Origin of the sequence: Streptomyces sp. HmicA12, from assembly GCF_000373565.1 — a bacterium.
Lineage (GTDB): Bacteria > Actinomycetota > Actinomycetes > Streptomycetales > Streptomycetaceae > Streptomyces.
Genome location: NZ_KB891804.1, coordinates 172,135 through 193,418, shown reverse-complemented (window position 1 = coordinate 193,418; position 21,284 = coordinate 172,135). Strand labels below are relative to the sequence as shown.

Here is a 21,284-nt window from a genome sequence, read left to right as displayed (position 1 = left end):
AGTAAAGAAAGTCGCCGCAAGGGGCTGTACCGCCACGTCTACCCGTCAGTACATTGACGCCATGTCTAATAAGCGCGTCACGCTGAAGGCACGCCAGGTGTCCTTCGCCTGGGACAGGACCCCGCTGCACTGGCTCCCGGGCGACCCGTTCGCCACGCACACCATCAACGTGCTGCACCTGCTCCTGCCTGCGGGCGAGCGCTGGTTCGTGCACGTCTACAAGCAGGTCCTGCCCCTCATCGAGGACGACCGGCTGCGCGAGGACGTGATCGGGTTCATCGGCCAGGAGGCCATGCACTCGCAGGCGCACGACGAAGTGCTGCCGCACCTGCGCGAGCAGGGGCTCGACCCGACGCCGTACACGGCCCAGGTGGACTGGTTCTTCGAGAAGCTGCTCGGCGACCGGACGCTGCCGCCGGGCAAGGCGCGCCGGTGGTGGCTGATGGAGCGGGTCGCGCTGATCGCGGCGATCGAGCACTACACCGCGTTCCTCGGGGACTGGGTGCTGAACGCCGACGAGCTGGACCGGCGCGGCGCCGATCCGACCATGCTCGACCTGCTGCGCTGGCACGGCGCGGAGGAGGTCGAGCACCGCTCGGTGGCCTTCGAGCTGTTCGAGCACCTCGACGGCAGCTACCGGCGGCGCGTACGCACCTGGGCCACCGCCTTCACGGCGCTCGTCTTCCTGTGGCAGCGCGGCGCGCGGTTCTTCATGGAGAACGATCCGACGCTGGTCGACGGCAAGGCGAGCTTCAAGGACTTCCACCGGGGCGGCAAGCAGGGCGTGCTGCCCTCGACCGGGGCGATGGTGCGGTCCATCCCCCGCTATCTGAGCCGGAGTTACCACCCGGAGCAGGAGGGCGACACCGCGCAGGCCGTCGCCTATCTCGCCTCGTCCCCGGCGGCGACCGCGGCCGAGGCCCGGACGGGGGCGGCCCGATGAAGGCCCGTACGCTCACCCGGGCCGCCGTCGTCGCGGGCGCCGCGCTCGTCGTCCGCCGCGCGCTGCGCCGCAGGATCCAGGGTTCGCCGCTGTGGCCGCTGCCCGCCCTGGAGGAGCCGGTCTCGGGGCGGCCGCGGGCCCGCGCGCTGCGCCTGCTCATCACCCGGCACGAGCAGATAGCCGACGGAGTGGTCCAACTCCGCCTGGAGGGCGAGCGGTTGCCCGCCTGGCAGCCGGGCGCCCACCTCGATCTGGTGCTGCCCTCCGGTCTCGTACGGCAGTACTCGCTGTGCGGCGACCCGGAGGACACGTCCTCGTACACCGTCGCCACCCGGCTGATCCCGGAGGGCGAGGGCGGGCGCGGCGGCTCGCGCGAGGTGCACGAGCAGCTGCTGGAGGGCGCGGAGGTGGAGGTGCGCGGGCCGCGCAACCGCTTCCCGCTGGACGCCGACGCGCCGTCCTACCTCTTCGTCGCGGGAGGCATCGGACTCACCCCGATCCTGCCGATGCTGCGGGCCGCCGAGGCACGGGGTGCCGCGTGGAAGCTGCTGTACGGGGGCCGGACGCGGGCCTCGATGCCGTTCCTGGAGGACGTGGTGAAGCTCGCCGGGGAGCGGTCCGAGCGGGTCACCGTCGTGCCCGAGGACGAGGCCGGACTGCCGGACCTCGCCGCCGCGCTCGCGGACACCGCGCCCGGCACGGCCGTGTACTGCTGCGGGCCCGAGGGTCTGATGGCGGCCGTGGAGGCGGCGCTGCCCGAGGGCCGCGCCCTGCACCTGGAGCGGTTCGCGCCCCGGAACTCCGCGGACGGCGACGGACCGTTCGAGGTCGAGCTGCGGCGCAGCGGCAAGGTCGTCGACGTCCCGGCCGGCACCACGGTGCTCGCGGCGGTGCGCGCCGCGGTGCCCGGCGTCTCGTACTCCTGCGAACAGGGCTTCTGCGGAACCTGCCAACAGCGCGTCCTGGAAGGGGAGATCGACCACCGCGACGAGCTCCTCACCGACGCCGAGCGGGACGACTCGATGCTCATCTGCGTCTCGCGGACCCGCGGTGAGCGCCTCGTGCTCGACCTGTAGCGACCCCGTGGCGACCGCGTAAGGGAGCGCCCTGATCCGCTCGGTAGAGTGTTCGGCATGACTACCGGGGTGCGGCGCAGGATGGGAGTCGAGGAGCGGCGGCGGCAGTTGATCGGGGTCGCCCTCGAACTGTTCAGCCACCGCTCCCCCGACGACGTCTCCATCGACGAGATAGCGGCCGCCGCGGGCATCTCGCGGCCGCTGGTCTACCACTACTTCCCCGGCAAACTCAGCCTGTACGAGGCCGCGTTGAAGCGGGCCGCCGAGGATCTGGCGGAGCGGTTCGAGGAGCCGCGGGAGGGGCCGCTCGGCGCGCGGCTGCTGCGCGTGATGGGCCGGTTCTTCGACTTCGTGGACGAGCACGGGCCCGGTTTCTCGGCGCTGATGCGCGGCGGCCCGGCCGTCGGCTCCTCGGCGACGAACGCGCTGATCGACTCCGTGCGGCAGGCCGCGTACGTCCAGATCCTGGCGCACCTGGGGATCGTGACCCCGTCCCCGCGCCTGGAACTCGTCGTCCGGTCCTGGATCTCGCTCGCCGAGTCGACGGCGCTGATCTGGCTGGACGGACGACGGATTCCCCGCGGGGAGCTGGAGCGTCAGCTGGTGCACGACTTCGCGGCGCTGGCCGCGGTGAGCGCCGCGTACGACTCCGAGATGGCGGCGCTGTTGCGCCGCCTTCTCTCGGGGGAGCCTGCGGACGGTCCGTTCGCCGAGTTGATCGGGCGGCTCTCCGCGCTGGCTCCGGTCTGAACGGGCAGCGCCCCGGACGGGGCGCTCCTAGCCCCGCGCCGACTTGTACGCCGGCTCCAGGTCCCGGACCTCCACCGACAGGTGGCAGCCCTCCGGGTTCTTGATGTGCTCGGGCAGCAGGGCGAGTACGGCCTCCGCCAGTGCCGTCTTCGCCTCCTGTGTGCGGCCCGCGAGGAGGGCGATCTCGAGGTGGACGACCTGCGCGTCCTCGGCGCCGTCGCCGACGACCGTCTCGTCCGCGCGGCGGAACCGGGTCTTGCAGGCCGCGGTGCGCGCGGCCACGGTCTCGACACAGGCCTGGTGCACGGCGCCCGCGAGCCCGGCCCGGTCGATCCGGTCGTCGAGGCCGGCGGAGTGGTCGACGGTGATGTTCGGCATGAGGCCTCCGGTGGGGTGACGTGCGGATGTGCTGGCCCCACACCTTTACGGTGATCGGCATGACGGCACAACTCGCGTTCCGCAGAGCGGACACCGACGACCTGGACACGCTCGTGGCGCTGTACGACGGCGCGGCCCGCTGGATGATCGACCGGGGCATCGACCAGTGGAAGCCCGGCGAGAAGGACGCGGACCACTTCCGGCTGCGGATCAAGGAGGGCGAGGTGTGGCTCGCGGAGCTGCGGGGCGAGGCCGTCGGCGCGTACGAGCTGTGGTGGGAGGACGAACCCGCGTGGGGCGTGCAGCCGCCCGTCGCCGGTTACGTGCACCGGCTGATGGTGCGCCGCGGCGCACCGGCCGGCACCGGTGGGGAGCTCCTCGCGCACGTCGAGCGGCGGATCACGGACAGCGGCCGGTCGCACTGCCGGCTCGACTGCGTGGCGAGCAACCCGCGGCTGCGCGTCTACTACGAGGGCCGTGGTTACGCGGTCGTGGGCGAGCAGCCCTTCAAGGCGGGCTCCGGCGGCAGCAGCTATGCCGTGACGCTCATGGAGAAGGATCTGGCGTCGAAGGCTCCGGGCTGAGCCGCAGGGCGAGGAGGGCGATGTCGTCGGCCCGGTCCTGGCCGAAGCACGACATGAGCGTGTCGCACAGGCCGTCGGGCGCGGCCGGGGCGACGGCCGCGGCGCCGCGCAGCTGTTCCAGGGAGATCGCCAGGTCGGTGCCGCGGGTCTCGACGAGCCCGTCGGTGACCATGAGCAGCCGGTCGCCGACGCCGACGTCGAGCGCGCTCGGCTCGGGGTGCGGCAGACCGAGGCCGAGCAGCGGGCCCGCCGCCTTCGCGTAGTACGGCACGCCGCGGTCGGGCACGATCAGCGGCGGGATGTGACCCGCGTTCGCCACGAGGGTGCGGCCGGTGTCCGGGTCGACGAGGGCCAGGCACAGGGTCGCCGTGGTCTCCGGGTGGTAGTGCTGGAGCATCCGGTCGATGCGGGTCACCAGGTGGCCGGGGCACGGGTCCTCGATGCTGTAGGCGCGCAGCGCGTGCCGGATCTCGACCATCACGGTGGCCGCTTCGAGGGAGTGCCCCACGACGTCGCCGATGCCGACGAGGATCCCGGCCGGGGTGGGCAGCGCGGCGTAGAAGTCCCCGCCGATCTCGGCCTGTTGGGACGCCGGCTCGTAGCGGAAGGCGACCTCGACGCCCGGCATGTGGGGCAACTGGGCGGGCAGGAAGCTGCGTTGCAGGGTGAGGGCCACGTGACGCTCCTGCTCGTACCTGAGGAGGGGTTCGGCGGCGAGCGCGGTGGCCCGGGCCAGCTGGGCGACGAGCGAGCCGATCCGCCCGGCCCCGTCGGCGTAGGCGGGCGTGGCCAGGCACACCGGAAGGCCGTCGCGGCTGCGGGCGAGGACGAGCCGGACGTCACCGGGCCCGAAGTACGCCTCGGGCCACAGCGATCCGGGCACGACGGTGGAGCGGACGCCACCCCGGGCGCACATCACGCGCCGGACCAGCGCGGCGGCCCGCTCCTCGTCGCGGGGCGCGGGCACCCCGGGGTGCGGGGCCTGCGGGGCGCGCCGGGACAGGCCGCAGTGCACGTCACCCTCGTCGCCGAGGACGAACACGGCGGCGGTGTGCCCGGTGAGCCGGGACGTCGCGTCGGCCGCGGTGGAGGCCAGCTCGCCGAGGCAGCGGGCGCCCTGCACCTCGACGACGGCCTCGGAGAGCAGGGTGAGGCGGGTGAACTGGTGCTGGACATGGGTGAGTTCACGGGCGCCGCGCAGGGCGGCCCGGACCACCGCGCGGATCTCCTCCGGCTCGGCGGGCACCGTCAGATAGGCCTCGCCGCCCGCGTCGAGCGCCTGGCAGCGGTCGACGGGGGCCGCGGGACGGGCGGAGAAGTGGACGACGGGGATACCGGCGAGGGAGGGCAACGCCTTGACCCTGCGGCACAGTTCGTAGCCGCTGAGATCGGGCAGGCCCACGTCGACGAGGACCACGTCGGGCAGGCTGCCGGTCCGCAGCCGGACGTCCAGCTCCACGAGGGCCTCGCCCGCGGAGGCGACGGGCACGACCACGTGTCCGGCGCGGGTGAGGACGGCACTCAGCGCGTAGCGGTTCGCGGCGGTGTCGTCGACCACCAGGACCGTGCTGCCTTCAGGGCCGCCTTCCGGCCGCGTCTCCAGGGCGGTGGCGTTCACGCACAACACCCCCTTGCGGCGAACCTGCGGGCCCCCTCGGCCCGCCCCACCAAGCTACCGCCGCCCGCAAGGGGCATGTCGGCCGTTCGCGGACCTTCACCGTTCCGAGTGGCCGTGCGCCGTGCACGCCCCTCAACTCGGCGCACGACCACCGCACTTGCCTGGCGGGGCCACCGGTGGGCAATACGGCGGGTCGCCGGTAGTGTCCACTTCCGTGACCGCACGCATGGCCGACATAGCAGCGCAAGCGGGGGTCAGCGAAGCGACCGTCAGCCGCGTGTTCAACGGCAAGCCCGGGGTCGCCGCCGCCACCCGCCAGTCCGTCCTCGCCGCACTCGACGTGCTCGGTTACGAGCGGCCGGTGCGGCTGCGGCACCGCAGCGCGGGCCTGGTCGGCCTGATCACGCCGGAGCTGGAGAACCCGATCTTCCCGGCGCTCGCCCAGGTCGTCGTGCAGGCCCTGACCCGGCAGGGGTACACCCCGGTGCTCGCCACCCAGACCCCGGGCGGCTCCACCGAGGACGAACTGACCGAGATGCTGGTGGACCGCGGGGTCGGCGGCATCATCTACGTCTCCGGACTGCACGCCGACACCACGGCCGACATGCGGCGCTACGAGGCGCTGCGCGGCAAGGGCGTCCCGTTCGTGCTCGTCGACGGCTTCTCCCCGGCGATAGCGGCCCCCTTCATCTCGCCCGACGACCGGGCCGCGGCCCGGCTCGCCGTGACCCATCTGGTCTCGCTCGGCCACACCAGGATCGGCCTGGCGCTCGGGCCGCGCCGCTTCGTGCCCGTGCAGCGCAAGATCGAGGGCTTCGTGCGGACGATGACGCAGCTCCTCGGGCTGCCCGCCGAGGACGTGGAGCGCGATCTCGTCCAGCACTCCCTGTACACGCTGGAGGGCGGCCAGGCAGCCGCCTCCGCGCTCCTCGACCGGGACTGCACGGCGGTGGTCTGCGCGAGCGACATGATGGCACTCGGTGCCGTGCGGGCGGCACGGGGGCGCGGCCTCGACGTGCCGAAGGACGTCTCGGTGGTCGGCTTCGACGACTCGCCGCTCATCGCGTTCACCGATCCGCCCCTGACGACCATCCGCAAACCGGTGCACGCCATGGGCCAGGCGGCCGTCAACACGTTGCTGGAAGAGGTGGCCGGGACGCCCGCGCCGCACAGCGAATTCGTGTTCATGCCGGAGCTGGTGGTTCGGGGTTCGACGGCCTCGTCCCCTGGGGTCCGGCCTCGTCCGTAGGGCGTAGCGGGTGCGGGCGTGACCCGACCGAGGGATGATCTGGCGGGGGCCTGATATCTGGCAGACTCGGTGACTATGGGTGAAACGACCGTGACGACACTCGACGGCCGACAAGGACCCGCCACCTCACCCGTCGCGGAGAAAGACCGCGGCAGGGAAGGCTTCGGCGGCCGCCTCAGCCGCCTGCGTACGCCGCGGCGTCCCCGGCTCTGGTTCGAGATCCTGCTGATCGCGGTGAGTTACTGGACGTACTCCCTGATCCGCAACGCGGTCCCGGAGCAGAAGGCGCAGGCGCTGCGCAATGCGGACTGGATCTGGTCCCTCGAGCACCATCTCGGCATCGCCGTCGAACAGAGCGTCAATCATGCGGTGAACGCCGTGTCTTGGCTCATCGTCGGCATGAACTACTACTACGCGACACTCCACTTCGTCATCACACTGGGCGTGCTGGTGTGGCTGTTCCGCCGCCATCCGGGGCGCTACGCGGCGACCCGGCTCGTGCTCTTCGCGACGACGGCCGTCGCGCTGGTCGGCTACTACTTCTTCCCACTGGCCCCGCCGCGCCTGATGTCCCCGGGCTCGGGCACCCGCTTCGTCGACACGGTCGCCGTGCACCAGACCTGGGGGTCGATGGCCTCCGGGAACCTGAAGAACATGTCGAACCAGTACGCGGCCATGCCGTCGATGCACATCGGCTGGTCCCTCTGGTGCGGCCTGACGATCTTCGCGCTCGCGTCCGCGCCCTGGGCCCGGATCCTCGGGCTGCTGTACCCGGCGGCGACGCTGGTGGTCATCGTGGCGACGGCGAACCACTTCTGGCTGGACGCGGTGGGCGGGATGCTCTGCCTGGCCTTCGGCTTCCTGGTGGCGCGGCTCTGGTACGGGGCGCTGCCGTACGCGCTGCCGCGCCGGGTGGCGGCGCGGCGCCCCCTGCTCCCGCTGAAGAACTAGGGCGATTTCTGCGCACATTCCAGGGAAGGGGCGGTGCCGTGCGGCACCGCCCCTTTTCCCATCATTGGCTACGGTGCGTGGTCCTTCCCCCTACGGTCGTCAACAGCACCGGCGCCTCGGCCAGTTCGTCCGCCGGGGCCGCGACCGGGTCGAGGCCGAAGGCGGTGAGGTCGGCCCGCATCCCGACGGCGATCCGGCCGGCCTCGGCCGACTCACCGGCCGCGACGGCCGCGTGCGAGGTCACTCCTTCGAGTGCTTCGAGACCGGTCAGGCCCTGGGCGGGACCGGCCGCGCCCGCGGGCACCCGGGCCATGGCGAGCACCCGCCGCGCGTCGTAGGGGGCGATCGGCCAGTCCGAGCCGAGCGCGAGCGTGGCGCCCGCGTCGCGCAGGTCGCGGGTGCGCCAGGCGCGGTTCGCCCGCTCGTCGCCGAGCCGCTTCGACCACTCGTCGCTGTGGTCGTCCTTCGTGTACGCGGTGTGCGGCGGCTGCATCGACGCGGTGACGCCGAGCGCGGCGAACCGCGGGAGCGTGTCGTCGGGGACGGACTCGATGTGCTCGATGCGGTGCGCGCCGCGGCCGCTCGCGCCGAGCCCCTCGATGGTGTCCAGGGCGTGCCGCACGGCCGCGTCGCCGATGGCGTGGGTGGCGGTGCGCACCCCGGCGGCGTGCAGGTGCCGTACGGCGGCGCTGTACGCGGCCGGGTCCGGCCAGAACGCGTCGGTGCCCTGCCCGTGGCAGTCGGCGTGCTCCAGCCAGGCGGTGCCGCCCTCGACGGTGCCGTCCATGAAGAACTTGACCCCGCCGACCCGCCAGTCCCGGCCCCGCGTGCGCTGGAGGGCGACCAGTTCGTCGAGCCCGGCGGCGTCCACGCCCGGCATGCACCAGGGCGCGACCGTCAGGCGCAGCGGCAGGTCGGTGTCCTGCTCGACGGCCTCCAGCAGGTCGAGCCCCGAGCCGTCCATGACGTGGGCGCCGGTGAGGCCGGTGGCGGCCATGGCGGTGAGCAGTTCGACGAGCCCGGTACGGCGTTCCGCGTAGGCGGGCGTGGGCACGACCGCGTACACCAGGTCCATGGCGGCGTGCTCGATCAGGTGACCCGTGGGGCGTCCTTCGGCGTCGCAGACGATCTCGGAGCGCTGGTCGAAGGAGCGCGGTCCGGTGATCTTCGCGGCGTCCAGGGCGGCGCCGCTGGCGAGCGCCGAGTGGCCGTCGTACAGGCGCAGGAAGGCGGGGGCGCCGTCCAGGACGTCCTCGACGAGGTCGCGGTGGACGGGCCGGCCGCCGAAGGCGTTGTGGTCCAGCCCCCAGGCGACGACCCAGCCGTCGGTCCGGGGCGCCGCGCGCAGGGCGGCCCGCAGTCCGTCCAGGTCCCGTACGCCGCTGAGGTCGGCGCCCGTCGCCATCTCCAGGCCCCAGACGGGGTGGCTGTGGGCGTCGACGAGGCCCGGGGTGACGGTCGCTCCGCGGAGGTCGATCCGTTCTGTGCGCGGACCGCTGTGGTCGCGGACCAGGGTGTCCGTGTCGCCGATCGCCGTGATGCGGCCGTCGGCGACCGCGAGGGCGGTGGCCTCCGGCCGGGCCGGGTCCAGGGTGCGGATGTGGGTGTGGGTGAGGAGGAGGTCGGCCGGGGGTGCCATGGGGGCTCCGATCAGGTTCGCGTGTTCGTCTGCCGGGTGCTGTCTCGTCGGCGGGTGCGGGTGGTGGGTGGCTGGGCGCGCCTACCCGGCGGAGCCGCATGTCGCTACAGCCCCGCGCCCCTGGATGCCTGGCCTGCGGCCGGCCTCATCGCCCGCGCTACGACTGGCCGAACCTTTCGTACACCTCCGGACGCGACCGCTTCAGGCGGTGGGCCAGGGTCAGGCCCAGGACGAAGACCGCGGGGACCACCGCGACCATCACCGTGTTCGCGAGCGGGGACGCGCCGGTGAACAGGTCGACGTGGGTGATCACCAGGGCTGTCGCCGCGCCGAGGAGGAGGGTCGCCGCCACGGGGGCCACCATCGTGCGCAGGACGCCCTCCGTGTGCGTGATGCGGCGGAAGAAGAACGGGACCGCGAGGGCCGCGAGGAGTTGCAGCGCCATCAGGCCGATCATTCCCGGGGTGTTGACCCACAGGAGGAGCTGGGCGTACGGGTCGGCGCCCGCCGCCCAGAAGGCGAGGACGACGACCGCGCCGAGGACCGACTGCGCGATCCCGGCCGCGTACGGGGAGCCGTGCCGGGGGTGGATGCGGGCGAAGGAGCGCGGCAGGACGCCCTCGTCGGCGAGGGCCAGTCCGTAGCGGTTGATCGCGTTGTGGAAGGCGAGGAGGGAGGCGAGGACGCTGGTGACGATGAGGACGTGCATCAGGTCGGCCGCCCAGCCGCCGACGAAGGTCGTGATCGCGGTGAAGAAGAGGTCGGCCGGGTTGCTCCCCGCCTCCTTCACCACCTGCGCGTCACCGAAGGACTGGATGGCGATCCAGACCGTGAACGCGTAGAAGAGGCCGAGGAAGGCGACCGCGATGAACGTCGCGCGGGGCACCGTGCGGTCCGGGTCGCGGGCCTCGCGGCGGTAGATGACGGTCGACTCGAAGCCGGTGAACGCGGCGAACGCGAAGGCCAGGACGACGGCCGTGCCGGGCACGAGGACGTTGCCGGGCGTGAAGGAGGCGAGGGAGAGGCCGTGGGCGCCGCCCTTGAGGAGGACGCCGCCGGCGAGCAGGACCAGGATGCCGGTCTCGGCGACCAGCAGGACGCCGAGCAGCTTCGCGCCGAAGTCGATCGAGCGGAAGCCGCCGTACCAGATGAGGACCAGGCCGAGCAGGGAGACCGGGAGCCAGGGAACGTCCGCGCCGAACAGGGCGTGGACGGTGTCCTGGGTGGCGGAGCCGAGGAGGCCGTAGACGCCGATCTCCATGCCGTTGTAGCCGATCATGGCGAGCAGCGCGGCGCCGACACCGGCCGGGCGGCCGAGGCCCTGGGTGATGTACGCGTAGAAGGCGCCGCCGCCGGTGACATGGCGGCTCATCGCGGTGAAGCCGACGGCGAAGACCGCGAGGGTGAGGCCCGCGAGGAGGTATCCGGCGGGGGCGCCGATGCCGCCGAGGGCGATGGCGAGCGGGGCGACACCCGCCATGACGGTGAGCGGCGCGGCGGCCGAGACGACGAAGAAGGCGATGTCGGAGGTGCCGAGGGAGCCGGTGCGCAGGCCGGGTTGTGCGGGGGCGGGCGGGTCCGGGGTGACGGTCTTCGGGGAGGTTGCGGGCATGCGGCACTGGGCCCTTCTGGTGGCAGGCAGCAGAGGACGGGGAAGGGGCGAGCGGCGTAAACCTAAAGCCTTTCGGTTTCCGCAATGTAACCTCCCGTTGGGCGCACGGGAAGACCCGTCATGCGGACACGAGGGAGAGCGGGACCGATGGGACGGCCGAGCAAGCCACTCCTGGACCGGGAGCGCATCGCGTCGACGGCACTCGAACTGGTCGACGAGCAGGGCGAGTTCAGCGTCCCGCAGATCGCTCGGCGGCTCGGGGTGCAGACCGGTTCGGTGTATCACCATGTGGACGGCCGGGACGGCATCGTGGAGCTGCTGCGGGAGCGGGTGGCGGCGGCCATCGACCCGGCGCCGCTGGACTCCGGGCTGCCGTGGGACCGGGCGCTGACGGCGTGGGCGCGCTCCTACCGGGCCGCGTTCGCCGCGCACCCGAAGGCGATCCCGCTGCTGACCACGAACCCGGTGCGGGCGCCGCGGGTGCTCGCGCAGTACGAGCTGGCGGTGGGCGTGCTGCTGGACGCCGGGTTCGCGCTGGCCGACGTGATGCCGGTGATCATCGGCCTGGAGAACGTGGTGCTCGGGTCCGCGCTCGACATGGCGGCACCCGAGGCGATGTGGGAGCTGACCGACGAGACGGCGACACCGCTGCTCGAACGGGCGCTCGCGGCCGTGTCCGAGGGGCGGGCGGACGCCGCGTTCGAGCTGGCGCTCGGGGCCTTCGTGGGGCACTGCCGGGGGCTGCTGGACGTAAGCGGGGAGTAGGGGTGGTGGGCCCTTGGGCCCACCGGCCCGCGACGTACGACATCTGTCGGGCGGCCGCGCGCTCGGGGAGGGTCGTGGGGACAGACACGACGAACGGAGTCCTGATGGCGGCGACGGTACGGAAGACCACGGCGGGTGTGATGGTGGCGGGAGCCTTCGTCACGGGGATCGCGGCGGCGGCGCCGGCGGTGGCCCACCCGGGCGACGACGCGCACCCGTGGTCCGATCTGCACCGCACGCACGCCTCCGGCGACGAGGCGGCGGCGGATGTCGCGGCTCTGGCCAACCGTGGCCCCGGCGGCCTCCCGTGGCTGGCCGGCACGTCTTCGGTACCGGTGCTGTCGGCCCTGTAAGGGGCGCGGGGAACTGCGCGACGAGCCACACCCGGTCCGCACCCGGCAACGGTGCCCGGGCCCTACTGGTAGAACCGCTCCTCCACCACGGCCCGCGCCCTGCGCGTCGTGCGGCGATAGTCGTCCAGCATGTCCCCGACGTGCCCGGGGTCGTACCCCAGGTACCGTCCCACCGCGCCGAGTTCGCGCCCGTCGGACGGGAACGTGTCACCGGCCCGCCCGCGCACCAGCATCACCGCGTTGCGCACCCGGGTCGCCAGCACCCACGCCTCGTCGAGCGTGGCCGCGTCCTCGCTCGGCAGCAGGCCGGCCGCGCAGGCCGCCGCCAGCGCCTCCCGGGTACGGGTCGTGCGCAGGCCCGGCTCCGCCCAGCCGTGCTGGAGCTGGAGCAGCTGCACCGTCCACTCGACGTCGGAGAGGCCGCCGCGGCCCAGCTTCGTGTGCAGCGTGGGGTCGGCGCCGCGCGGCATCCGCTCCGACTCCATCCGGGCCTTGAGGCGGCGGATCTCGCGGATCGCGTCGTCGCCGAGCCCCTCCATCGGGTAGCGCAGCGGGTCGATGAGGTCGATGAAGGCCCGGCCCAACTCGGCGTCCCCCGCGACCGGTTGGGCCCGCAGCAGCGCCTGCGACTCCCACACCAGTGACCATCGGCGGTAGTACGCCTCGTAGGACTTGAGGGTGCGCACGAGCGGGCCCGACTTGCCTTCCGGGCGCAGGTCCGCGTCGATGAGGAGCGGCGGGTCCGCGCTCGGCAGGGCGAGCAGGCGGCGCATCTCGGAGACGACCTTGCCCGCGGCCTGCGCCGCCTCGTGGTCGCCGACGCCCTCGCGCGGCTCGTGCACGAACAGGACGTCGGCGTCCGAGCCGTAGCCCAGCTCGTGTCCGCCGAAGCGGCCCATGGCGATGACGGCGAACCGGGTGGGCAGGGTGTCGCCCCAGCCGTCGCGGACGACCGCGCGGAGCGTTCCGGCGAGGGTCGCCGCCGTCAAGTCCGATACGGCGCCGCCCACTTGGTCGACCAGGGCGCCCTGGTCGGCGACGGCGGGGGTGTCCTCGGTGCCGTACGAGGCGATGATGTCGGCCGCCGACGTGCGGAAGAGTTCGCGACGGCGTACGCCGCGCGCCGCGACCACGGCCTGCTCGCCGCCGTCGGCGCGGCCCACCGCGGCCATCACCTCCTGCTCCAGCGAGGCGGGCTCGCGCGGCTTGAGCCCCTGCGTGTCGCCGAGCAGCGCGACCGCCTCCGGGGCGCGCATCAGGAGGTCGGGGGCGAGGCGGCCCGCGGACAGGACCCGGGCCAGGTTCTCCGCGGCCGCACCCTCGTCGCGCAGCAGCCGCAGGTACCAGGGCGTCTTGCCCAGCGCGTCGGACACCTTGCGGAAGTTGAGCAGTCCCGCGTCCGGGTCCGCCGAGTCCGCGAACCAGCCGAGCAATACGGGCAGCAGCGTGCGCTGGATGGCCGCCTTGCGGGAGACGCCGGAGGCGAGGGCCTCCAGGTGGCGCAGGGCCGCGCTGGGGTCCGCGTAGCCGAGCGCGACGAGCCGTTCGCGGGCCGCCTCCGTGCTCAACCGGCTCTCGCCCGGGGCGAGTTGGGCGACCGCGTCGAGCAGCGGCCGGTAGAACAGCTTCTCGTGCAGGCGCCGGACGACCGAAGTGTGGCGCTTCCAGGCCCGGTTGAGGTCGGTGATGGGCTCGGTCCGCATCCCCAGGGAGCGGCCGATGCGGCGCAGGTCCGCGTCGTCCTCGGGGACCAGGTGGGTGCGCCGCAACTTGTAGAGCTGGATGCGGTGTTCGAGCGTACGCAGGAAGCGGTAGGCGTCGTCGAGCTGGACGGCGTCGACCCGGCCCACGTAGCCGCCGTCGGCGAGCGCGGCCAGCGCGTCGAGGGTCGTACCGCTGCGCAGCGAGGCGTCGGCCCGCCCGTGCACCAACTGCAGGAGCTGGACGGCGAATTCGACGTCGCGCAGCCCGCCGGGGCCGAGCTTCAGTTCGCGCTCGACCTCGCCCGCCGGAATGTTCGCGACGACGCGCTTGCGCATCTTCTGCACGTCCGGCACGAAGTTCTCGCGCTCGGCGACCTGCCAGACCAGCGGGGACACGGCTTCGACGTAGGCCTCCCCCAGTTCGGGATCGCCCGCGACCGGCCGCGCCTTGAGCAGCGCCTGGAACTCCCAGGTCTTCGCCCAGCGCTGGTAGTAGGCGAGGTGGGAGGAGAGGGTGCGTACCAGCGGGCCGTTCCTGCCCTCGGGGCGCAGGTTCGCGTCGACGGGCCAGATGGTGCCCTCGACCGTGGTGTCCGAGCAGATCCGCATCAGGTGCGAGGCGAGCCGGGTGGCGGCCTGGACGGCCTTGCCCTCGTCGGCGCCCTCCACGGCCTCGCCGACGAAGATGACGTCCACGTCCGACACGTAGTTCAGCTCGTGGCCGCCGCACTTGCCCATCGCGATCACCGCGAGCCGGCACAGCGCCGCGTCCTCGGGCGCGGCGGCGCGCGCGATGGCGAGGGCCGCGCGCAGCGTCGCGGTCGCCAGGTCGGCCAGTTCGGCGGCGGTCTGCGTGATGTCGGTGGTGCCGCACACGTCGCGGGCGGCGATCGAGAGCAGGCAGCGGCGGTAGGCCACGCGCAGCGCCACCGGGTCGGTGGCCTCGGCGAGGCCCTGCTCGAACTCCTCGACGCCCGGGTGCAGGTCGCTCGGCTCATAGGTGACCAGCGCCTGCCAGTCGCCCCGGTGCCGGGCGAGGTGGTCGGCGAGGGCCTCGGAGGCGCCGAGCACGCCGAGCAGGCGGTCGCGCAGCGGCTTCGCGGTGATGAGCGTGTCGAGGAGTTCCTGGCGCGCGGTGGGGTCGGGCTGCGCCTCGACGAGCCGGACCAGGCCGAGCAGCGCCAGATCCGGGTCGGCGGTGGCGCCGAGCGCGTCCAGGAGCAGCGGGTCGGAGCGCACCGTGGACAGCGCCTCGGAGTCGAGCAGCCGCTCCGCGCCGGAGGGGTCCGTGAACCCGTGCCGCAGCAGCCGCGTGAACGTACTGCTCCTGCGCCCTTGCGGCACCGACATCGCACGGCCTCCTGTTCGATCACGCACTGGTGCTGAGCCTACTGCGCGGTGTCGTGGACCGATGAGTCGAGCGCGGGTGCGGAGTCATTGCCTCGGGGGGACGATTCCCGTACGTCTCCCCATGACGCCTCTGGAAGGACCGGCCATGGAATGGACCCTCGAAGTCGTCGTCGTCCCCGTCTCGGACGTGGACCGCGCCAAGGACTTCTACGCGGACAAGGTGGGCTTCAAGGTCGACCTGGACAGCGAGGTGGCCCCCGGTGTCCGCATCGTGCAGCTGACCCCGCCGGGCTCGCGCTGTTCCATCGCCCTGACCGAGGGCATGCCCGGCGCCCCCGGCCAGCCGCCCATGAAGCCCGGCGCGCTCACCGGTCTCCAGCTGTGCGTCACGGACATCGGGGCCGCGCGCGGGGAACTGGTGGCGCGGGGTGTCGGGGTGAGCCCGGTGCAGCACGCGGGCGCGGGCGGCTGGGAGGAGGGGCACGGCGGGGAGTGGAACGCGTTCATGTTCTTCCAGGACCCGGACGGGAACGGGTGGACGGTGCAGGAGGCGCCGGCGCCGCTCGCCGAGCGGTAGCCCCGCCCGCTCCGAGGATTCACCGGCGCTTCATCCGCAGGAACCGGAATACGTGACGCCGGGGCCTCTTGGCGTGTGCATGATCTGCCCGCACCGCCAGGAATCCCTCGCTCCTCCCCTACCCCGGAGGTCTCACGTGCCCGGCAGTTCTCTCCTCGGCCGCTCCCGCGGCAAGGCGCTCGCCTCGGCCCTCGCCCTGACGGTCGCCGCCGCGGGCAGCTGGCTCGCGCTCGGCGGCGGCTCGCCCGCCCACGCGGCGGCAACCGTGCCCACCCCCGACCACACGGTCGTCGTGGTCTTCGAGAACCACGCGTACAGCCAGGTCATCGGCTCCTCCAGCGCCCCGTACATCAACAGCCTCAAGACGGGCGGCGCCAACCTCACCGCCTCGTACGCCGAGACACACCCCAGCCAGCCCAACTACTTCGCCCTGTTCTCCGGCTCCACGCAGGGCATCACGGACGACAGCTGCTACACGCCCGGCTTCTCCTCCGCCCCGAACCTGGCCTCGGAGCTGATCGCCGCGGGCAAGACGTGGGGCAGCTACAACGAGACGCTGCCGAGCCAGGGTTCGACCACCTGCTCCTCGGGCGACTACGCGCGCAAGCACAACCCGTGGTTCGGCTTCAGCAACGTACCGACGTCGTCGGCGAAGACCTTCGCCCAGTTCCCCACGGACTACGCGACGCTGCCGCAGGTCTCCTTCGTCGTGCCGAACCTGTGCAGCGACATGCACGACTGTTCGGTCGCCACCGGCGACACCTGGCTGAAGAACAAGCTGGGGGCCTACGCGACCTGGGCCAAGACCCACAACAGCCTCCTCGTCGTCACCTTCGACGAGGACAACCGCCTCAGCGGCAACAAGATCCCCACCGTCCTCTACGGCCAGCAGGTCACCCCCGGTGCCACGTCCTCGACGACGTACAACCACTACGACCTGCTGCGCACCCTGGAGGACATGCACGGTCTGACGTCGCACGCGGGCAACGCGGCGTCGGCCAAGGACATCACCGGGATCTGGGCGTCCTGACATGTACGTAGCGGACAGTCGCGCGACACCCGGTGCGCCGACGTCCGCGGAGCCCGCCGCCCGGCCCCGTGCCGGGCGGCGGCGCGCCGTGGGCTCCACCGTGTTCGCGCTCGGCGCGGTCAGCCTGATCACGGACGTCTCGTCCGAGATGGTGACCGCCGTCCTGCCCCTGTATCTGGTGGCGGGCCTCGGCCTGAGCCCCCTCGGCTTCGGCCTCCTGGACGGTGTCTACAACGGCTTCTCGGCGCTGGTGCGCCTGCTCGGCGGCCGGTTCGCGGACAGTGGCGGCGGCCGCCACAAGACGGTCGCGGTCCTCGGCTACGGCCTCTCGGCCCTGTGCAAACCCCTCCTCCTGGTGGCCGGCACGCTCCCCCAGATCGGCGCCGTCCTCGCGGCCGACCGCACGGGCAAGGGCCTGCGCACGGCCCCGCGCGACGCCCTGATCTCCCTGTCGAGCACCCCGGAGGCGCAGGGGCGGGCCTTCGGTGTGCACCGCGCGATGGACACGGCGGGCGCGCTGCTCGGCCCTCTGGTGGCCTTCCTGATTCTCCGGGCCACGGTGGACGGCTACGACGCGGTCTTCACGGTGAGCTTCTGCGTGGCGGTCCTGGGCGTGGTGGTGCTGGTCCTGTTCGTGCCCCGCCAAAAGCGCGGGCCCGTGCCGGCCGGCGGCTCCGCGGCGCCCGAGCGACCACGGACGAGCCGCGCCCGGCAGCGGACGAAGCCGTCCCGGGCGCTCGTCCGCATCACCTTGTGCGCGACGTTGCTGGGCCTGGCAACCGTCAGCGACGCCTTCGTCTATCTGGTCCTCCAGCGCCAACTGGGCGTACCGGAACGGTGGTTCGCCCTCCTTCCGCTGGGCACGGCCGCCGCGTTCCTGCTCCTCGCCGCCCCGCTGGGACGGCTCTCGGACCGGGTGGGCGCCTGGCCCGTGTTCCTCGGCGGGCACGTCGCCCTGCTCGCGGTCTACGCCCTCCTGCTCACCCATGCGCGCACCCCGGCCCTGCCGTGCGTCGTCCTCCTGCTGCACGGCGCGTTCTACGCGGCGACCGACGGCGTCCTGATGGCCGCGGCCTCCGTCGGCATCCCGCGGGAGCACCGCTCCTCGGGCCTCGCCGTCGTGCAGACGGGCCAGGCCGTGGCCCGCTTCGGCTGCTCCCTCGGGTTCGGCGCGGCCTGGACCGCATGGGGCGACCGCACGGCGCTGTCCGCCGCGGCGGTGCTGCTCGCCGCCGGGGCGACGGCGGCCTCCTTCCTCCGACCGACCCGTACGGAAGCGCGCCCATGACGACTCGCGGCAAACTCACCGTTCTGATCGCGGCGGTGCTCGCGCTCGCGGCGGTGGCGACCACCGCCGTCCTGCACGCGTCGGCCCGCGCCGACCGCCGCGACCGGGCCCGCCCCGGCGGTCCCGTCGTGACCGAGGGGGCGGTCGGGCTGCGACCCGACGGACGCCACCTGGTGTTCCGCGACATGGCCTGGGGCCCGCACCGCGACGAACTGGCCTGGACGCCGGTGAACCGGCCCGCGGGCCCGCGCACGGCGACCGGCACCGGTCTCAAGTGCCTGCGCTTCTCCGCCGGTTCGGGAACCGGCATCTGCCTGCAGGCCGTCCACGGCGCCCTCACCGACACCTACCGCGCCACCGTCCTGGACGCCTCCCTGCACGAGAAGGCCCACTACCCGGTGCCGGGCATCCCGTCGCGGGCCCGGGTCTCGCCGAGCGGGCGGTACGCGGCGTGGACGGCGTTCGTCGGCGGCGACAGCTACGCGGGGACCGACTTCTCGACGCGGGCCGCGATCCTCGACACCTCGACGGGCCGCCTCACACCGACACTGGAGGCGTACCGCGTCGTCAAGGACGGGCGGCCGTACCGGGCGGCGGACGTGAACTTCTGGGGTGTCACCTTCGCCGCCGACGACCGCCACTTCTACGCGACCCTCGCCACGCGCGGGAAGACGTACCTGGTCCGCGGCGACCTGCGCACGCGCACGGTCACCACACTGCACACCAACGTCGAGTGCCCGTCCCTCTCCCCCGACGGCACCCGGATCGCGTACAAGAAGCGCGTCCCCGGCCTGCCCGCGGACGCGCCCTGGCGGCTGTACGTACTCGACCTGGCCACCTTCCACGAGACGCCGCTCGCCGAGACACGCAGCGTCGACGATCAGGCCGTGTGGAGCGACGACCGGCACGTGACGTACGCGCTGCCGGGCGACTACGGGGCCGACCTGTACACCGTCCCGGCGGACGGCTCGGGCGCGCCGCGCAGGCTCCTGACGGCCGGGGTGTCCCCTGCCTACCTTTGACACATGGAGATGACACTCGAAGTGATCCCCCTGCCCGTGTCCGACATCGACCGGGCCAAGGAGTTCTACGTCGACAAGGTGGGCTTCCACTGCGACGTCGACCGCGAGGTGATGCCGGGCGCCCGCATCGTCCAGCTCACGCCGCCCGGTTCGGGCTGTTCGATCGTGCTCGCCGCCGGGATCCCCATCCGGACGGGGACCCCGGCCCCGGGCACGTACCACGGGCTGCAGCTCGTCGTGAGCGACATCAAGGCCGCGCGCGACGAGCTGACCGAGCGCGGCCTGGAGGTGTCGGAGCCGGTGAAGTTCGGCGCCGACGACGGCGGCACGTTCATGTACTTCACCGACCCGGACGGGAACGGGTGGGCGGTGCAGGAGTACCGCAGGCGCGCCACCGTTCCGCTGCGGGACGCGATCAGCCCGCCGCCCGCTTGATCAGTTCGCCGATCCGCGCCGCGTCGGCGTCGGTCAGCTCCGCCAGGGCGAAGGCGCTCGGCCACATCGTGCCGTCGTCGAGCTGCGCCACGTCGCTGAACCCGAGCGTGGCGTAGCGCGCCTTGAACTTCTCCGCGCTCTGGAAGAAGCAGAACACCTTGCCGTCCTTGGCGTAGGCGGGCATCCCGTACCAGAGCCGCGGCGTCAGGTGCGGGGCGTGCTCCTTGACGAGGGCGTGGATCCGCTCGGCGAGGACCCGGTCCGCGTCCTGCATCTCGGCGATCTTCGCGAGGACCTCGGGCTCCGGGTCGGCCTTGGTCTTGCCGCGGGAGCTCGCCCTGACCTCCTTGGCACGCTCCTTCATCGCGGCGCGCTCCTCGGCGGTGAAGGCCTCGGTCGGCTCGGTGGTCCTGCGCTGCGTGCTCATGGTTTCTCCCCCTGGATCAGGCCGGCTGGGCCGGGTGTTGCTCTCGTGTTGTGGTGCTGATCAGGACGTCGCGCGGGCCGGCGACACGGCCTCCCACACGAATCCGTCCGGGTCGGTGCAGGGCTGCGCGGTGCCGCCGAGGACCAGCAGGTGCGAGCCGGTGCCGTCGGCGGGGACACCCGCCTGCTTGGCGAGCGCGCGCCGCTTGTACAGCGCCAGCGTGAGGCCGCTCGCCGGGTCGGCGGCGAACTCGACGTACTTGCCGCCGAAGCTCTTGCCCACGGCCAGGCCCTGCTCGACGTAGAACTTCTTGCTCTCCTTCACGTCCTCGACGCCGAGCAGGATCACGAGCGCCTCGATCGTGCGGGTGGCGGGTCCTGTGCCCTTCTTGTCCGAGGTGGCGATCTTCCAGATGGTGCCGTCGGGGGCCTGGACGACGGCGCCGTAGCCCCACAGCGACTTCTCGGCGGGCTTCAGCGTCGTGGCGCCCGCGGCGACGGCGGACTCGACGAAGCTGTCGACGTCGGAGCGGGAGGCGACCGTGAGCGCCGGGGTGAATCCGCGGAAGCCGGTCGACGGTGCGTCGGAGGCGCGGAACCGGAACTCCGGGCCGAGGCCGAAGGCGGCCTTGTAGAACTGGGCGGCGGCCTCGGTGTCGGCCACTTCGAGGGTCACGGATGCGAGTGATGAGGTCATGTCGTTCACGCTAGAACCGGGGCGGTCGTGGGCGCTTCTCGAATCCTGACCGGTTGGGCCGCCCGCGGCGGTACGCCGACCAGTTCCGTGAAACGGCCGCGGAAGACGCCGTCGGACGCGCAGCCGACGACGCGGCCGACCTCCTCGGCCCCGAGGCCGCCGTGGTGCAGCAGCCGCACCGCGCGCTGGACGCGCAGCGCCGTCAGATACCCGTACGGCGACGTGCCGTACGCGGCCTCGAACCGCCGGCTCAGCTCCCCGGCGGCCATGTCGACGCCGGAAGCGAGCGCCTCGACGTTCAGCGGCTGCGCGTACTCGCGGTCGATGCGGTCACGGACCCGCCGCAGCCGCGCGAACTCCGTCAGGCGCTGCGCGGCGACCAGCGCGAGGGCCCATCCTGGTCGGCACATCAGCTCGGGTCCGCGATCTCCTGGATGCGGACCATGTTGCCCGCGGGGTCGCGGAAGGCGCAGTCGCGGACGCCGTAGGGCTGCCGCGTCGGCTCCTGGACCACCTCGGCGTCGGTGGCCTGCACCTTGTCGAAGACGCCGTCGAGGTCGCGGGTGGCCAGCATGATCCAGCCGTAGGTGCCCTTGGCCATCATCTCGGTGATGACGCGCCGCTCGTCGTCGGTGACGCCCGGGTCGGCGGCGGGCGGCGCGAGCAGCACGCAGGTCCCGGGCTGGTTCGGCGGCCCGACGGTGATCCAGCGCATTTTGCCCTGCCCGACGTCACTGCGGACTTCGAAGCCGAGGGCGTCGCGGTAGAAGGCGAGGGAGGCGTCGGGGTCGTCGTGCGGGAGGGCGGTCGTATGAATGGTGAGGTCCATGGCCCTCAA

At 72.9% G+C, this 21,284-nt stretch carries 22 protein-coding genes; 13 read left to right on the top strand and 9 right to left on the bottom strand.

All coding sequences use genetic code 11. From position 1 onward, the window contains the following. Positions 1 to 61 precede the first annotated feature (61 nt). From B072_RS0114205 to B072_RS0114195, 3 genes are read left to right on the top strand one after another with little or no spacing between them, the layout of a single operon-like run. Positions 62 to 943 carry a metal-dependent hydrolase gene (locus B072_RS0114205; protein WP_026245810.1) on the top strand — a complete coding sequence of 294 codons (882 nt, stop codon included), beginning with the start codon at positions 62 to 64 and terminating at the stop codon, positions 941 to 943. Beyond that, positions 940 to 2,019 carry a PDR/VanB family oxidoreductase gene (locus B072_RS0114200; protein WP_018530622.1) on the top strand — a complete coding sequence of 360 codons (1,080 nt, stop codon included), beginning with the start codon at positions 940 to 942 and terminating at the stop codon, positions 2,017 to 2,019. The genes B072_RS0114205 and B072_RS0114200 overlap by 4 nt, the downstream gene beginning before the upstream one ends. A 57-nt stretch (positions 2,020 to 2,076) precedes the next feature. Then, positions 2,077 to 2,769 carry a TetR/AcrR family transcriptional regulator gene (locus B072_RS0114195; protein ID WP_078506424.1) on the top strand — a complete coding sequence of 231 codons (693 nt, stop codon included), beginning with the start codon at positions 2,077 to 2,079 and terminating at the stop codon, positions 2,767 to 2,769. Between the two features lie 27 nt (positions 2,770 to 2,796). Here B072_RS0114195 and B072_RS0114190 read toward each other — a convergent pair whose 3' ends face one another. Next, complete coding sequence (locus B072_RS0114190) at positions 2,797 to 3,147, bottom strand: 5-carboxymethyl-2-hydroxymuconate Delta-isomerase (protein WP_018530620.1); 351 nt, start codon at positions 3,145 to 3,147, stop codon at positions 2,797 to 2,799. Between the two features lie 59 nt (positions 3,148 to 3,206). Here B072_RS0114190 and B072_RS0114185 point away from each other — a divergent pair, with 59 nt between their 5' ends. Then, positions 3,207 to 3,731, top strand: a complete 525-nt coding sequence (locus B072_RS0114185; RefSeq protein WP_043243978.1) for a GNAT family N-acetyltransferase — start codon at positions 3,207 to 3,209, stop codon at positions 3,729 to 3,731. Here B072_RS0114185 and B072_RS0114180 read toward each other — a convergent pair. Then, positions 3,694 to 5,349: a fused response regulator/phosphatase gene (locus B072_RS0114180; RefSeq protein ID WP_018530618.1), complete on the bottom strand. Its 1,656-nt coding sequence runs from the start codon at positions 5,347 to 5,349 to the stop codon at positions 3,694 to 3,696. The genes B072_RS0114185 and B072_RS0114180 overlap by 38 nt on opposite strands. Before the next feature lie 214 nt (positions 5,350 to 5,563). Here B072_RS0114180 and B072_RS0114175 point away from each other — a divergent pair, with 214 nt between their 5' ends. Together B072_RS0114175 and B072_RS0114170 are read left to right on the top strand one after the other, a co-directional pair. Then, a complete protein-coding gene (locus tag B072_RS0114175; protein WP_026245809.1) occupies positions 5,564 to 6,598 on the top strand; it encodes a LacI family DNA-binding transcriptional regulator in 1,035 nt (344 codons plus the stop codon). Between the two features lie 75 nt (positions 6,599 to 6,673). Beyond that, entirely contained in the window at positions 6,674 to 7,549 is an 876-nt protein-coding gene (locus tag B072_RS0114170; protein WP_026245808.1) for a phosphatase PAP2 family protein, read from the top strand. 61 nt (positions 7,550 to 7,610) lie between these two features. Here B072_RS0114170 and B072_RS0114165 read toward each other — a convergent pair whose 3' ends face one another. Together B072_RS0114165 and B072_RS0114160 are read right to left on the bottom strand one after the other, a co-directional pair. After that, entirely contained in the window at positions 7,611 to 9,188 is a 1,578-nt protein-coding gene (locus B072_RS0114165; RefSeq protein WP_018530615.1) for an amidohydrolase, read from the bottom strand. A 157-nt stretch (positions 9,189 to 9,345) separates the two neighbouring features. Next, entirely contained in the window at positions 9,346 to 10,800 is a 1,455-nt protein-coding gene (locus B072_RS0114160) for an APC family permease (RefSeq protein ID WP_018530614.1), read from the bottom strand. A gap of 147 nt (positions 10,801 to 10,947) precedes the next feature. Between B072_RS0114160 and B072_RS0114155 the strand changes: the two genes are divergently transcribed. Beyond that, positions 10,948 to 11,565: a TetR/AcrR family transcriptional regulator C-terminal domain-containing protein gene (locus B072_RS0114155; protein WP_018530613.1), complete on the top strand. Its 618-nt coding sequence runs from the start codon at positions 10,948 to 10,950 to the stop codon at positions 11,563 to 11,565. A 74-nt stretch (positions 11,566 to 11,639) separates the two neighbouring features. Beyond that, entirely contained in the window at positions 11,640 to 11,918 is a 279-nt protein-coding gene (locus B072_RS0114150) for a hypothetical protein (RefSeq protein ID WP_158689191.1), read from the top strand. Between the two features lie 62 nt (positions 11,919 to 11,980). Here B072_RS0114150 and B072_RS0114145 read toward each other — a convergent pair whose 3' ends face one another. Next, entirely contained in the window at positions 11,981 to 14,971 is a 2,991-nt protein-coding gene (locus B072_RS0114145; RefSeq protein WP_018530611.1) for a bifunctional [glutamine synthetase] adenylyltransferase/[glutamine synthetase]-adenylyl-L-tyrosine phosphorylase, read from the bottom strand. A 145-nt stretch (positions 14,972 to 15,116) separates the two neighbouring features. On the opposite strand from B072_RS0114145, the gene B072_RS0114140 reads away from it, so the two are divergent. The 5 genes from B072_RS0114140 (at position 15,117) to B072_RS0114120 (ending at position 19,323) form a co-directional block, all read left to right on the top strand. Then, the gene (locus tag B072_RS0114140; RefSeq protein WP_018530610.1) at positions 15,117 to 15,548 is read left to right on the top strand and encodes a VOC family protein; all 432 of its coding nucleotides are present in this window, start codon (positions 15,117 to 15,119) and stop codon (positions 15,546 to 15,548) included. 136 nt (positions 15,549 to 15,684) lie between these two features. Beyond that, positions 15,685 to 16,578 carry an alkaline phosphatase family protein gene (locus B072_RS0114135; protein ID WP_018530609.1) on the top strand — a complete coding sequence of 298 codons (894 nt, stop codon included), beginning with the start codon at positions 15,685 to 15,687 and terminating at the stop codon, positions 16,576 to 16,578. Between the two features lies 1 nt (position 16,579). Next, positions 16,580 to 17,866, top strand: coding sequence for an MFS transporter (locus B072_RS0114130; RefSeq protein WP_018530608.1), 1,287 nt, complete (start codon positions 16,580 to 16,582; stop codon positions 17,864 to 17,866). Beyond that, a complete protein-coding gene (locus B072_RS0114125; protein WP_018530607.1) occupies positions 17,863 to 18,888 on the top strand; it encodes a TolB family protein in 1,026 nt (341 codons plus the stop codon). The genes B072_RS0114130 and B072_RS0114125 overlap by 4 nt, the downstream gene beginning before the upstream one ends. A gap of 3 nt (positions 18,889 to 18,891) precedes the next feature. Further along, complete coding sequence (locus B072_RS0114120) at positions 18,892 to 19,323, top strand: VOC family protein (protein ID WP_018530606.1); 432 nt, start codon at positions 18,892 to 18,894, stop codon at positions 19,321 to 19,323. On the opposite strand, the gene B072_RS0114115 is transcribed toward B072_RS0114120, so the two are convergent. Genes B072_RS0114115 through B072_RS0114100 form a run of 4 tightly spaced genes read right to left on the bottom strand, consistent with a single transcriptional unit; the run spans position 19,304 to position 21,275 of the window. Continuing rightward, positions 19,304 to 19,750: an iron chaperone gene (locus B072_RS0114115; RefSeq protein WP_018530605.1), complete on the bottom strand. Its 447-nt coding sequence runs from the start codon at positions 19,748 to 19,750 to the stop codon at positions 19,304 to 19,306. The two genes, B072_RS0114120 and B072_RS0114115, sit on opposite strands and share 20 nt — an antisense overlap. Before the next feature lie 60 nt (positions 19,751 to 19,810). Continuing rightward, the gene (locus B072_RS0114110; RefSeq protein WP_043243971.1) at positions 19,811 to 20,446 is read right to left on the bottom strand and encodes a glyoxalase; all 636 of its coding nucleotides are present in this window, start codon (positions 20,444 to 20,446) and stop codon (positions 19,811 to 19,813) included. A gap of 5 nt (positions 20,447 to 20,451) precedes the next feature. Further along, entirely contained in the window at positions 20,452 to 20,856 is a 405-nt protein-coding gene (locus B072_RS0114105) for a helix-turn-helix domain-containing protein (protein WP_018530603.1), read from the bottom strand. Then, positions 20,856 to 21,275, bottom strand: a complete 420-nt coding sequence (locus tag B072_RS0114100; protein WP_018530602.1) for a VOC family protein — start codon at positions 21,273 to 21,275, stop codon at positions 20,856 to 20,858. Before B072_RS0114100 ends, B072_RS0114105 begins: the two co-directional genes overlap by 1 nt. Positions 21,276 to 21,284 lie beyond the last annotated feature (9 nt).